The sequence below is a fragment of the Flavobacterium sp. HSC-61S13 genome, assembly GCF_024171535.1.
Classification (GTDB): domain Bacteria; phylum Bacteroidota; class Bacteroidia; order Flavobacteriales; family Flavobacteriaceae; genus Flavobacterium.
The window spans coordinates 1-12,632 of the sequence record NZ_JALJZV010000014.1; the positions used below are offsets into that span (position 1 = coordinate 1).

Here is a 12,632-nt window from a genome sequence, read left to right on the forward strand (position 1 = left end):
CTCTTCCCATTTCGAACAGAGAAGTTAAGCCCGTTAGCGCAGATGGTACTGCATTTATGTGGGAGAGTATGTCGTCGCCTTTCTTTAGAGAACCCTCATCATTTATTTGATGAGGGTTTTTTTGTGCCTATACGCGAATGGGCACATGAGCGTATACGCTTTACAATCATTTCACCCCTACGGGGTTTGTCGGGATTTGGGAGTCGAATCACGAAAATCGACTCCCGACCAAAAAATCCCTAATCTTTATTGATCAGGGACTTTTTGCATATACGCGAATCTGCACATAGGCATATCTGCTTTTATAATCATTTCACCCCTACGGGGTTCTACGAAAACGACGCATCATTTTCTAGAATTATTTCACCCCTACGAGGTTGTACGAAAACGACATATCATTTTTAATTTACGCATTGACAAAACCGTTTCGTTTAGTCATAAACCGCGTAACGTAAAATCGCTATAAAAAGACAAACATTCTAAAAACCCGATAGTCGATGTTCGGGAGTAGGTACTTATGATTTGCGAATCCCAGTCACTGATTACTGATCACTCAAACTCGAGGGATCATCTACGAAAATCGCGATTCGACTCACGACTCTCGATTCTCGAAAAACCCCGTAGGGGTGAAATGATTACAAAAAATAATGTATCGTTTTTGTAAAATATAGACTCACGAACATCGACTCACGAAAATCGACTCACGAAAATCGACTCACGAAAATCGACTCACGAAAATCGACTCACGAAAATCGACTAACGATTGTCTAGCCAGCTTAAAAAAAGTTGTTTTTTTTCTTTTCTAATTAATAATAGGTCGGGAGTAGTTAATGTCAGACGGATCATCAGTTTTCTTGAAAAATACGGTTCGATCTCTTTTATAGCCGAAAAGGAAATCAAATACTGCCGATTTACCCGAAAAAAAAACGTTTGCGACAACTTGGATTGTAAGCTATCCAAAGATTGGTCAAGGTCAAACTCTTCTCCAGTAAACGTTACGATAGTAGGACCGTGATACTTCACATAGATATAAGCAATATGTTTGGTTGCTATACTAAGGTATTTGTTGTTCTTAATCACTAATATGTATTTTTTACCGGTTCTTGTATGAGCCAAATCCATTAATAAATCAATGGGAATAGACTGTTTTTGCGTGAAATGATTTCTAAATCTCTGAATTTTGTCTAAACTGTTTTTTAAATCATTGCTCGAATACGGTTTTAAAATATAGTCTATGCCATTTGATTTTATCGCGTCCATCGCATAATCGCTATAGGCTGTACAAAATATAATGGGACATAGGACTTCTACTTCTTTCAAAATTTCAAAACAAAGCCCATCTGAAAGTTGTACATCCATAAATATGACATCGGGAGATGGTTCGTTTTTTAAAAAATCTACTGTAGCCGCAATGCTTTGTATGGTATTGAGAAATACGATACTGCTATCTTGTTTCGCCAGTAGATCTTTTAATGCTCTGGCCGCCTTAGGTTCGTCTTCAATAATCAGTACATTCATAGATAATGGGAATTTTTACAATAAATTTTTGATTTTCTGTGACGATGATTATTTCTCGATTAAATAACAATTGGTACCGCTCTCGGATGTTTTTTAAACCAATTCCCATAGAATATTGGTTACTTTTTTTGGCGCAGATTTTATTTTCAATGCAGACAAACTCCTCGTCGGTATAAATTTTTAAAAACAGGGGATTGGTTTGTGAAACGACATTGTGTTTGACGGCGTTCTCAACTAACAGTTGTAGGGTGAAAGGGGGAATTATGGTCGTTTTAAAGAATTCCTTGACTTGTATATCTATGTGTAAACCTTCTTCGAAGCGTGTGATTAGTAGATAATTATATATTTTTAAAATTTTTAGTTCCTCTCCCAAGCTTATAGTATTTAGCTGACGATTTTTTAGCGTATACCGATAAAATTTGGAGAGTTTTAAAATGAAATCTACAGCTTTTAAATTTTGGTTTTCTACCATATATTTCAGCGTATTTAAACTGTTAAACAGAAAATGGGGATTGATCTGTTGTTTTAATAGTTCATATTGGGCCCAAATACGATTGGTTTTACTGCGTTCAAGTTGTAAATTTATTTCTTGATTGATCGCATTTTGTGCTAACAATTGTATAAACATATAGAAGGTAAAGTGTATGAATATTCCTCTTACTTGCAACATTAGCATCATGGTTCCATAGTTTTGCGAAGGTATTATAAATAGTAAGGTAGACGACAAGACAAGCATAATCAGTATTCCCCACAACAGACCTTGTATCAATGGTGATAATCTTCTAGGATGATAAGGAAGTTTAGTATAACTCCGTTTTTGAATAGCTATATTAATATACCACATGTCTATGGCATATAGAAAAGTTATAGTGGAATCTAGTAACGTTAATATTGGGGTGGCGAGTGGGTCGACGATTTTCGGGACAGCTACTAAAAACCCTATGCAAAGGGAACTTAAAAAAATTATTTTATGTGAGACCTTAAAGTGTAACATCTTTACTATTTACCTGCTGCTAGTTTGAATAACATTATGTTTATCGGTTAAAAATAAGTTGTTTTTTTTACATATCTGTATATAATTAGCGTTAATTAACAATTTTAAACTTGCTTACTGTTCAATGGAATATCCTTTGTTAGTTCAGTTTGTAATCGGACTAATTCAGTAATCAAGTTGTCTATTTCGTCGATTTATACGTTTTACATAGAAAGCAGACTGGTATTTTAGCGCTTCATTTTAAAAAACAAAAAATCATGAAGTCGAAAGTTTATCAGTTTATTGGGGTTGTTTCATTCTTAATTTTATTCATTTTTAGTTATTTATTTTATGCGGGAAAGATCTTTAGCATTACAGCAATTAATGATGCCGCTATCGAAAAAGAGGAAGCTGGGTTTGCTGTGTTCGAGTTGTTTGCTTCAGAGAGTTGTGGTAAATGTCCTGCTGCTGAAGTGCTGCTAGCCAAAATTCAAACGGAAAATGTAAATAAGGCACTTTATATCCTCACATATCACGTCGATTATTGGGATATCCGTGGGTGGAAGGATCAGTTTGGACAGGCGATTTTTTCTGATCGCCAACGACAATATGCTCGGTGGCTAAACAGTACGGTATACACACCACAATTAGTAGTAAATGGAAGTAAGGAATTTATAGGGTCTGACGAACAGGCGGTCAATAGTGTCATTAGAGATGAATTTTCGAGAAAAAACCCTAGTTCTTTGCAATTAACCAGTGATTATGTAAAAAATGGTATAAGAGTTCGTTATCAAGGAGTTCAATTACTTGAACATGAAGAAGTAGTTGTCGCTTTGATTGAAAAGGAAGGGCAAACTCAGGTGAAAGCAGGGCCCAATTCGGGTAAGCTTTTATCACATATACAAATCGTTCATCAACTGGTTAAGTTAGACAATATAGTTAAGGAACAGTTTATACCAATTCCGACAACATGGAATACCAAGGAGTGGGAGTTGATCGGTTTTGTTCAAAGCAGAAATAACGGACGTATTCGCGATGCAGCACGACACCAATTTGCATGGGAGTAGGCTAGGTATTGCCAAAGCATATTTTCATTTAATTTGGTATTTGAACATTAATTCATCGTCCAAATACCGAATTTCAAACAGAAAATTGCTTATATTTATTAGAGCTATAATAGGCTGAAATTGTAATAGTTTGTTATTTAAAATTAAAAATATGGCATGGAATCCAAATATTTATGATCAGTTTAAGTCCGAGCGTTATGCGCCTTTTTATGATTTACTAGCGTTGGCAGAACCACGAATAAATTTAGCGGTGTTGGATTTGGGATGTGGAACAGGTGAGTTGACTAGTTTTTTAGCGGAGAGCTTACCTCATTCCATGGTTCTCGGAGTAGATACTTCGGCTGAGATGTTAGAAAAGTCTAAAGCATTTTCAAATGATCGACTTGGGTTTGAGCAACGTGGCATTGAAGAACAGTTAGATAGAGAGACTTCGTGGGATTTGATTTTTTCTAATGCGGCGATTCAATGGATCGATAATCATGAAATAATTTTACCTAAAATGATTTCCTGTTTAAAACCTGAGGGGCAGTTATTGATTCAAATGCCATCCCAAAATGATAATGTTTTAAATCAGTTGCTGTTGGAATTGGTTCAGGAAAGTCCGTATAAGGAGGCTTTAAACGATTGGAAAAGGCAGTCGCCTGTATTAAGTACAGATGAATATGCGCGGATTTTATTTGAAGAAGGAGGGAAAAATATAACGGTTTTCGAGAAAATTTATCCCATTGTAGTACAAGATGCGAGTCAACTTTATGATTTCATCTCAGGTTCGGCTTTGATCCCGTATTTTGAAAGGATGAGTCCAGAGTTACAAAATTCATTTGCGTTGGAATTTAAAAAACGCATTCGTTATAGGTTTCCAAAGTCACCAGCCTTTTACGCTTTTAAAAGAATCATCCTTGGAGCTAAGTTTTAATTCCACACAGTTTATCAATCAAAACGGGGCAAATGATGTATTTGCCCCGTTTCTCAGTTTTGAGTTTGTTTAGTGTAATCCTGTTGTATAATCTTAAGCTAGAAAATATAGCTGTGTTAGCGGTAAACTTGTTGATGGAGAAGCTTGAACGAGTTCTCCATCAATGCGTATATCGTAAGTACTATGATCCATAGTAATTTCGGGAAGCGCATCATTGTGAATCATAGATGTTTTTTTGACTGTTCTGCAATTCGCTACTAATTTAAGCATTTTTTTGACACCAAGCTCTTTAATTTCGCCTTTATCTAGTGCTTGTTGTGCTACGAACAACGCGGAAATCTGTCCAACCACGTCGCCATGACAGCCAAACATGGGTCTATACATATAAGGTTGTGGTGTAGAAATCGATGCGTTGGGATCTCCCATACCAGCATAGGCAATAACTCCGCCTTTAAGAACCATTTCTGGTTTTACTCCGAAAGCCGCAGGTTTGTAGAAAACGATATCAGCCATTTTGCCTACTTCTATAGAGCCCACATGTTCTGAAATACCATGAGCAATTGCAGGGTTGATCGTGTATTTAGCTACATAACGCTTGGCTCTGAAGTTGTCGTTTTTTATATCTATTCCGAGTGAACCTCTATCTTTTTTCATTTTATCGGCAATTTGCCATGTTCTGCTGACCACTTCTCCGATTCTTCCCATGGCTTGTGAGTCTGAACTCATCATACTGATGGCTCCTAAATCTTGAAGTACTCCTTCAGCACCAATGGTTTGAACACGAATACGTGATTTTGCAAAAGCGAGATCTTCGGGAATGTTTTTATCTAAATGATGACAGATCATCATCATATCCAAATGCTCATCGACGGTATTGATGGTAAAAGGATTCGTCGGAGTTGTAGAAGACGGTAAGATGTTTGCATAGGACGCTACTTTTAATAAATCTGGAGCATGACCACCGCCCGCACCTTCCGTGTGATAGGTGTGTATGGTACGATGATTAAATGATTTTAACGAATCTTCAACAAATCCCGCCTCATTTAAGGTATCGGTATGTATGCAAACTTGGATGTCGGCTTCATCAGCCACTTCCAAACAGTTATTCAATACATAAGGAGTGCTTCCCCAATCTTCGTGAATTTTCATTCCACCCGCACCCGCAGTGATGACTTCATGTAGTGCCTCGGCGCTAGAACTATTCCCTTTTGCAAGAAATACGAAATTGATGGGAATAGTATCTGTCGCCAAAAGCATTTTTCTTAAATTCCAAACGCCAGACATACAGTTTGTTGCTAAACTTCCTGCGGCTGGTCCGGTACCTCCACCAACTACTGTGGTTGTTCCAGCTTGCAGAGCCACATCAAACTGTTGTGGGCATATATAATGTACATGTGTATCAATAGTTCCAGCAGTAACAATAAGATTTTCTGCCGCTATTACTTCAGTTCCAACGCCAATAGTCATATTTGGACTAACTCCGTCCATAACATTTGGGTTTCCCGCTTTTCCTATTCCCACTATAATACCATCTTTAATACCGATATCGGCTTTTACGATACCCCAGTGGTCAACGATTACTGCATTGATAATTACGGTGTCTAGCACTCCATCGGCACGCGTTGCTGTTGGGTGTTGTCCCATACCGTCACGGATCACTTTTCCTCCGCCAAAAAGACATTCGTCCCCATAAGTAGTGAAATCTTTTTCGATTTCAATCCACAAAGAGGTATCTGCCAATCTCACTTTATCTCCAGTCGTAGGACCGTAGTAACTGGCGTATTCTTTTCTATTTATTTTTTTCATGTGTAGATTATATTTGTTTGTCAAAAGTAGCTGCTCAACCGCTTCATCTTCATCGTACTTATTTATACAAGCAAGTCATTTAAGGCGATGTTTACTTTTGATTAATTCTTTATTGTATGAACTCAAAGGGATATCCTATAAGCTATTCTTGTACTATAGCGTACCGTTTACTTTTCCTGTAAATCCGTAAATTTCTTGAGTTCCGCCATATTTCACTAGGTCAACGGTTTGCTCTTCACCGGGTAGGAAACGGGCTGATAATCCTGATGCAATATCCAGACGATAACCTAAAGTTAATTCACGGTCAAAGATTAGGGCTGGATTAGTTTCGTAAAAATGGTAGTGTGAACCCACTTGTACGGGACGATCTGCGCTGTTGATTACTTTGATAGTAATACGCTCGCGGTTTGGTAGTAGTTCGATATCGTCCGCTGCAAACTCATAAGCGCCTGGCGCGACATCTTGGTTATTTATTGCGATGGGTCTTTGTAGAGAAACTAGTTTTGTTCCATCAGGAAATGTTGCCTCAACTTGCATGTCTACTAATAGATTTGCAACTCCAGGCATCACTTGATCTGCAGTAAGTAAATTATTACACTCTTCAATCAATTGATTTACTGTTTTACCTTCTCGAGCACCTTCAATAATATGTCCACAAAAATAAGAGATGGTCTCCGGATAGTTTAAGGCTAAACCTTTATCTTTCCTTCTCCCAGCTATTTCTGCGGCAAATAACAATAATAACTTTTCATTTTCTTGCTTTGTTAAATACATAATCTCGATTTATTTTAGTGCAAAATTAGTATGTTCGCTTTTGCCGCAGTAATACAAATCAGGACATTGCTAGTACTTTTTCAACCGATAAAAATCGAGATTTTCGCAGCGATTTTTTGTATCTTTACCTGTAGCTAACTTTTATTTTATCGTGGAAATACCATCTAAATTCATAACGAATGAAGAGTTTAAAAAACTCTTTCTGCCAGCGGCATCTCCTCACATTCTTTTTAATAGAAATAGCTTGCAATTGTATAGCATACAGGATTATTTTAAGGGTATCCTAAATGCTAATGAAGTGTATAAAACGACCTTTAATTTTTTGCTTTTTGTCACTCACGGTCATGTGATTCAACAGTATGAGGATTTGCAATATCCTGTTTTACAGGGGCAATGTTTGAATGTAAATAGGGGGATTCGCACTAAAACTATAGAAGTTTCAGAAGATGTAGAGGGATTTATTGCTATATATGAGGAAGAGGTTTTAACGCATTTCTTGTGGCATAATTCCAAACCTTTTTATTATAATTACGCACCATTTTTTCCGCTTGATATGTATGAGATGAAAGCGATGTTGGCCAGTTTTATCATTTTGGATGAAGAATTAAAACAGCCTCAAAACAGAGCGGATATTTATCTAAATTTATTTTTCTCGATTTTATCGCGTTTATCCTATCACGCGGAAGACGTATCTTGGAATCTACGAGATGTACAAATACTGTATAAATTTAAAGAACTGGTTAAGGATCATTATGTAGAACATCAACCGGTTTCGTTTTACGCAGATTTATTAGCTGTTTCGGAAAACTATTTAAACAAATGCGTGAAAAGAGTCATGGGGATGTCGACAAAGCAATGGATTAATGAGATCTTTATTCGAAGAAGTCAAATATTATTGCAAGATGCAACTAAGGATATTTCGGAGATTGCCTATGCACTAAATTTTCATTCAGCCTCGTATTTTACGCGTTTCTTTAAGAAGATAACCGGAATTACGCCGACCGAATACCGCATCCATAATAAAATCGTCAGTATCAAACCAAACAAAGAACAAACCGATAATATAGGCTTGCACTAATATAAAAAAAGAGTGGTCAGAATTACTTCCGACCACTCTGTGTATTCTTATTAGTTTGAAAAAACTATTTACGCGTATAATTCACGATGACGTCAATAGTACCAAATTTAGGATACGTCATTAAGTATTTTAAGACCAATTCCTTATCGTTAACTGAAATAATCGTACGTTCTTTTTCTTCACCAACTACTTTAATTGTCGCATCATTCCATGTTGCCACGGCAGTTGAGGCTGCACAATTTTGTTCTACTTTGTTTTCTACTTTTAATGTTCCAACGTTTTCTTTTGTCAGTTCAATTACATCTACAGCACAACCCTCTTTAAATTGCGAAAAAGGATGTGTATTAGTTTTACCTTCTTCATAGGTATAGCTCAAAGTAGTCGCTTCCCATTTCCCAACGCGAAGATTTTCTTTAGTTGAAGAATTGTCGTCACTACTACAGCTATTAAAAGTTAAAGCAGCCAACACAAAAGTCGACATGTAAATTAATTTTTTCATTAGAATATATTTTGTTTGTGCAAAGATATAATTATTATTCAGATTGTTTTAATTTGAGCGCAGTAATAGGGTCAAAGCTTTTTGACGCAGAACTTATGTAGTGCTGTAGCATTTGAATTACAGCGACTTTTTTACTGCGGTAGCCAGCTTATCAACGACGATTTCAAGCTCTTGATCGTTAAAATTACCGAAACCCAATCTCATCGCGGTAATCGCTTTAGATTGGTATAATAATGGAGTAGGTAAGTAGAGATCCTGTTTTTGGCATTCTTTACTTATGCGCATGAGGTTGAGTTTAGAATCCCATTGAGTCCAAATTGCAAGTCCTCCTGTTGGTAGATCAAACTGTATATAAGGATTTAATTGATTGCGAAGTAGGCCGCTGAAATGATCGCGTCGTTGTTGGTAAATCTTAGAGGCTTTTTTTAAATGGCGGTGAATTTCACCCTCTTCGATCATTTCTCCGAGTACGCCTTCCATTAAAACATCACCCTGTTGATCGATAATTCCTAAAAATTTGTGTAATTCGCGTATTAATTCTTCGGGGGCTACTATAAATCCGGTTCTGAATCCAGGAGCCAGTGATTTGCAAAAGGATCCTATGTAAACAACCATACCTTGACTATCGGCACTTGCCAGCGGTAAGATCGGACTGCTGTTATAATGAAAATCGTAGTCATAATCATCTTCCATAATGATAAAACCATATTGTGCTGATAGATTCAGTAGTTCAATTCTTCGTGCGGCACTTAAGGTGACAGTAGTGGGATAGTGGTGATGTGGTGTGAGGTACAACATTCTTATTTTGGTCGTCTCGCAAAGTTGTCGCACAGCATCCACATCGATACCTTCCTGATCCATTCTTACAGAAATTAAGGTTGCACCAGCTTTTTGAAAAATCATATTGGTGGCGAAATAACTCAGCTCTCCGATTAATACAACATCGCGCGGTTCAATTAATATTTCGGTAGCGATATAAATACCCATTTCAATACCGCGAGTAATCATGATATTGTTTTTGGAGATGTGCAATCCGCGAGAAAGATTGAGGAAGTTGGCCAAATTTTCCTTAAAGTATTCACTGCCTGCTCCTTGTGAATACCCCAAATGTTTGCGATTGCTTTTGCGTTTTAAATTGGCACTATACCATTTGGACAGCTGCTCAATTTGAGACAGCCGCACATCGGGAACTCCATCAGTAAATGCCCAATTGTTATTGGATTGGTTTATCGGGTAGTCGAGTAGGTTGTCTTTTTTAAAAACAAATCCGGTACGTTGGGGGTAATGTGCCAGATTGTTCGCAGAAAATGATTTGATCTTTTGAGGTTTGTCTTCACGAGTACCCGCAACAAAACTCCCCTTGTTCGGCAGCATATTAATCCAACCCTGTGCCTGTAGCTCTTCATAGCTTGAAACTACTGTATTTCGATGAACTTCAAGGGTATTAGCCAAGCTTCGACTTCCCGGTAATTTGGTACCAGGAACCAAGTATCCGCGTTGTATAGCGTTGATGATTTGTGAGGCAATTTGTAAGTAAACCGCTGTGATCGACTGTCTATCAATAGTGATAAAACTCTTAAATGGAATCTGAACCGGACTATTCATAATCTTAAAACTGGTAGGTTTGTATGTCCCGGCAAGGTACTACTTTTGCTGAAAATGAAAGATATGGAATGGAATAATTTATTGAATATCGTAGTTAAAAATCAAGGGTTACACGCTCGATTTTTAAATACGCTTTCATTTATGGAAAATGCAGGAGCGCGAAAAATTTCGAGTTGCGAGCATCCGATTGAAGTCAGTTTACTGCAATTAAAGCACGCAGCAGAAGAGCATAGACACGCTTATTACCTCAAAAAACAAATTCAAAAAATCAATGTTAATTGGTGTTTGACCTATAATGCTGACGAATTATTAGCCGCTGTATCTACCAAGCAGTATCTGAATCAATTGGATATAAAAGCCTGTCGTTTGTTAAAGCAACAGTTTAATTTGACGGGTAAGGATTTAAAATTTGCAGCTTATTTATTTGTCACCTATGCTATAGAAGTTCGGGCAGATCAGTTGTACCCGATCTATCAAGAGGTACTGAGCGAGCAAAAAAGTCGTGTCATGGTCAAGTCGATCATTTTAGAAGAGGCAGGCCATTTAGAAGAGATGATTACACAATTAGAGCGATTTTCGGTGGACTGGCAAAGTGTGGCAGCTCAGATACTCGACATCGAAAACGAATTACATAGCGCTTGGTTTAAAGCTTTAGAAAATGATACCAGACAATGGTTCTAGGGCATGATAGGTTACAAAAGCGATTAAGGGCGCGAAAAGAAGCACAATTATATCGCAGTTTGGGAAGCACGGTTCAAGGCATTGATTTTGCCTCCAATGATTATTTGGGTTTGGCTGCCAATGAGGTATTTCAAGAGAGGGTATTCGATACTATTAGTAAACAAAAATCTGCGCTGTTAGGTAGTAGCGGTTCTCGTTTATTGACGGGTAACTCGAAATATATTGAAAACTTAGAATACAAAATAAGTCAATTACATCAAGTGGATTCAGCGCTTTTAATGGGTTCTGGCTATTTGGCAAACTTGTGTTTGTTCTCTTGTGTTCCACAACGCGGAGATGTGGTTATCATCGACGAGCATATACACCGTTCTGTTCACGACGGTTGCCAGTTAAGTCACGCGCGAAAATGGAAGTTTAAACACAATGATTTAAACGATTTAGAAAGATTGTTGTCGCAAGCTGATGTGAACTGTTATGTGGCTGTTGAAAGTGTTTACTCTATGGATGGCAGTTTTGCTCCGTTAGTTGAGTTGGTAGCATTGTGTCAAAAATATCAAGCATACTTAATCGTGGATGAAGCACATGCATTCGGGATTTTTGGTTGGGGCTTGGTTTCTTTTTATCATTTACAGCAACAAGTTTTTGCCACAGTGGTGACCTATGGCAAAGCAATGGGGTGTCATGGAGCGGCGATATTAGGCAGCCAATTGCTACGGCAGACGATCATAAATTTCGGAAGTCCATTTATCTACAGTACTTCGGCGAGTTTAGCACAATGGATTGCCATTGAACACGGTTATGATTTCTTAGCAGAACAACGCGAATTACCCAATCTATTAGATCAAAATATTCGTTTTTTCCGCCAATTATTACTGCTTGAGTCGGATGCATTGGTCAGTCCTATACAAGCTTTTTATTATCCAGGTAATGCTAACGTTAGGGATAAAGCTTCACAGCTGGTTGAGCAAGGAATGTCGGTATATCCAATCTTAAGCCCGACGGTAACGGTTGGTCAAGAGCGTCTGAGAATTTGCATACATACTTTTAATACACAATGTCAAATGAGTGAACTGGTTTCACTACTAAATAAAGAATAAACAGATGAATAAGGAGGAAAATTTATTTATAACGGGAATAGGAACTGGAGTTGGAAAGACGGTGGTTTCGGCTGTTTTCGTACAGCATTTTCAGGCGGACTATTGGAAGCCCATTCAGTCGGGTGATTTAGATGATAGTGATACTCAAAAGGTTCAGCAACTCGTTGATGGTGCTGGCATACAATTTCATCCAGAACGCCATCGGTTGCAATTGGCGGCCTCTCCGCATAAGTCAGCGATACAGGAAAATATACAGATACAAAAACAAGATTTTAATCTGCCAGTTACTGCCAATCGACTAATAATTGAAGGAGCAGGAGGTTTATTGGTTCCGATATCCGATGATTTTTTTATGATTGATTTGATCATCGATTTAGAGGCAGCAGTGGTATTGGTGGTTCGCGATTATCTTGGTTGTATCAATCACAGTCTGTTGTCGATTGCTTTTTTAAGACAAAAAAAGATAGCTATTGCTTATTTGGTCATTAACGGAACTATGGACGTGGATTCGGAGCGCGTTATTTTAAAAGCTGTTGATTCGGCAACACAAATCGTACGTATCCCAGAATTTTCAGAATTAAATAAAACAATTATACAAACTTATAAACTAGCATAATC

12 protein-coding genes and 1 rRNA gene are annotated in these 12,632 nt (G+C 37.6%); 7 read left to right on the forward strand and 6 right to left on the reverse strand.

Translation table 11 applies throughout. From position 1 onward, the window contains the following. Positions 1-83 (forward strand): 5S ribosomal RNA (gene rrf / locus L1275_RS12605); the annotation flags it as partial. Between the two features lie 673 nt (positions 84-756). Here rrf and L1275_RS12610 read toward each other — a convergent pair. Both L1275_RS12610 and L1275_RS12615 read right to left on the reverse strand, forming a co-directional pair. Continuing rightward, a complete protein-coding gene (locus L1275_RS12610; RefSeq protein ID WP_253473820.1) occupies positions 757-1,518 on the reverse strand; it encodes a LytTR family DNA-binding domain-containing protein in 762 nt (253 codons plus the stop codon). Next, positions 1,499-2,362, reverse strand: a complete 864-nt coding sequence (locus L1275_RS12615) for a sensor histidine kinase (RefSeq protein ID WP_253473822.1) — start codon at positions 2,360-2,362, stop codon at positions 1,499-1,501. The genes L1275_RS12610 and L1275_RS12615 overlap by 20 nt, the downstream gene beginning before the upstream one ends. Positions 2,363-2,769: 407 nt before the next feature. Between L1275_RS12615 and L1275_RS12620 the strand changes: the two genes are divergently transcribed. Together L1275_RS12620 and L1275_RS12625 are read left to right on the forward strand one after the other, a co-directional pair. Further along, complete coding sequence (locus tag L1275_RS12620; RefSeq protein WP_253473824.1) at positions 2,770-3,558, forward strand: thioredoxin family protein; 789 nt, start codon at positions 2,770-2,772, stop codon at positions 3,556-3,558. A 151-nt stretch (positions 3,559-3,709) separates the two neighbouring features. After that, a complete protein-coding gene (locus tag L1275_RS12625; protein ID WP_253473826.1) occupies positions 3,710-4,474 on the forward strand; it encodes a methyltransferase domain-containing protein in 765 nt (254 codons plus the stop codon). Between the two features lie 93 nt (positions 4,475-4,567). On the opposite strand, the gene ureC is transcribed toward L1275_RS12625, so the two are convergent. After that, positions 4,568-6,280, reverse strand: a complete 1,713-nt coding sequence (gene ureC / locus L1275_RS12630) for an urease subunit alpha (RefSeq protein WP_253473829.1) — start codon at positions 6,278-6,280, stop codon at positions 4,568-4,570. A 153-nt stretch (positions 6,281-6,433) separates the two neighbouring features. Beyond that, positions 6,434-7,054: an urease subunit beta gene (locus tag L1275_RS12635; RefSeq protein WP_253473832.1), complete on the reverse strand. Its 621-nt coding sequence runs from the start codon at positions 7,052-7,054 to the stop codon at positions 6,434-6,436. Positions 7,055-7,205: 151 nt separating this feature from the next. Here L1275_RS12635 and L1275_RS16600 point away from each other — a divergent pair, with 151 nt between their 5' ends. Beyond that, positions 7,206-8,132 (forward strand): helix-turn-helix domain-containing protein, encoded by a 927-nt coding sequence (locus L1275_RS16600; RefSeq protein WP_253473850.1) that lies wholly within the window; start codon positions 7,206-7,208, stop codon positions 8,130-8,132. A 64-nt stretch (positions 8,133-8,196) separates the two neighbouring features. Here the strand turns inward: L1275_RS16600 and L1275_RS12645 are convergent, their stop codons facing one another. Further along, positions 8,197-8,631 carry a hypothetical protein gene (locus L1275_RS12645; RefSeq protein WP_253473853.1) on the reverse strand — a complete coding sequence of 145 codons (435 nt, stop codon included), beginning with the start codon at positions 8,629-8,631 and terminating at the stop codon, positions 8,197-8,199. 117 nt (positions 8,632-8,748) lie between these two features. Then, complete coding sequence (locus L1275_RS12650; protein WP_253473856.1) at positions 8,749-10,236, reverse strand: PLP-dependent aminotransferase family protein; 1,488 nt, start codon at positions 10,234-10,236, stop codon at positions 8,749-8,751. A gap of 63 nt (positions 10,237-10,299) precedes the next feature. Between L1275_RS12650 and L1275_RS12655 the strand changes: the two genes are divergently transcribed. The 3 genes from L1275_RS12655 to bioD are packed head-to-tail and all read left to right on the forward strand — an operon-like array spanning position 10,300 to position 12,630. Continuing rightward, positions 10,300-10,917 carry a hypothetical protein gene (locus L1275_RS12655; protein WP_253473859.1) on the forward strand — a complete coding sequence of 206 codons (618 nt, stop codon included), beginning with the start codon at positions 10,300-10,302 and terminating at the stop codon, positions 10,915-10,917. Beyond that, positions 10,908-12,014 carry an aminotransferase class I/II-fold pyridoxal phosphate-dependent enzyme gene (locus tag L1275_RS12660; RefSeq protein WP_253473862.1) on the forward strand — a complete coding sequence of 369 codons (1,107 nt, stop codon included), beginning with the start codon at positions 10,908-10,910 and terminating at the stop codon, positions 12,012-12,014. The genes L1275_RS12655 and L1275_RS12660 overlap by 10 nt, the downstream gene beginning before the upstream one ends. 4 nt (positions 12,015-12,018) lie before the next feature. Next, positions 12,019-12,630: a dethiobiotin synthase gene (gene bioD, locus L1275_RS12665; protein WP_253473865.1), complete on the forward strand. Its 612-nt coding sequence runs from the start codon at positions 12,019-12,021 to the stop codon at positions 12,628-12,630. Positions 12,631-12,632 lie beyond the last annotated feature (2 nt).

Coding starts and splice junctions, on each gene's coding strand:
- L1275_RS12620 (WP_253473824.1), top strand. CDS start 2,770: ATGAAGTCGAAAGTTTATCAGTTTATTGGGGTTGTTTCATTCTTAATT.
- L1275_RS12610 (WP_253473820.1), bottom strand. CDS start 1,518: ATGAATGTACTGATTATTGAAGACGAACCTAAGGCGGCCAGAGCATTA.
- L1275_RS12660 (WP_253473862.1), top strand. CDS start 10,908: ATGGTTCTAGGGCATGATAGGTTACAAAAGCGATTAAGGGCGCGAAAA.
- L1275_RS12625 (WP_253473826.1), top strand. CDS start 3,710: ATGGCATGGAATCCAAATATTTATGATCAGTTTAAGTCCGAGCGTTAT.
- bioD (WP_253473865.1), top strand. CDS start 12,019: ATGAATAAGGAGGAAAATTTATTTATAACGGGAATAGGAACTGGAGTT.
- L1275_RS12615 (WP_253473822.1), bottom strand. CDS start 2,362: ATGTGGTATATTAATATAGCTATTCAAAAACGGAGTTATACTAAACTT.
- ureC (WP_253473829.1), bottom strand. CDS start 6,280: ATGAAAAAAATAAATAGAAAAGAATACGCCAGTTACTACGGTCCTACG.
- L1275_RS12635 (WP_253473832.1), bottom strand. CDS start 7,054: ATGTATTTAACAAAGCAAGAAAATGAAAAGTTATTATTGTTATTTGCC.
- L1275_RS12650 (WP_253473856.1), bottom strand. CDS start 10,236: ATGAATAGTCCGGTTCAGATTCCATTTAAGAGTTTTATCACTATTGAT.
- L1275_RS12655 (WP_253473859.1), top strand. CDS start 10,300: ATGGAATGGAATAATTTATTGAATATCGTAGTTAAAAATCAAGGGTTA.
- L1275_RS12645 (WP_253473853.1), bottom strand. CDS start 8,631: ATGAAAAAATTAATTTACATGTCGACTTTTGTGTTGGCTGCTTTAACT.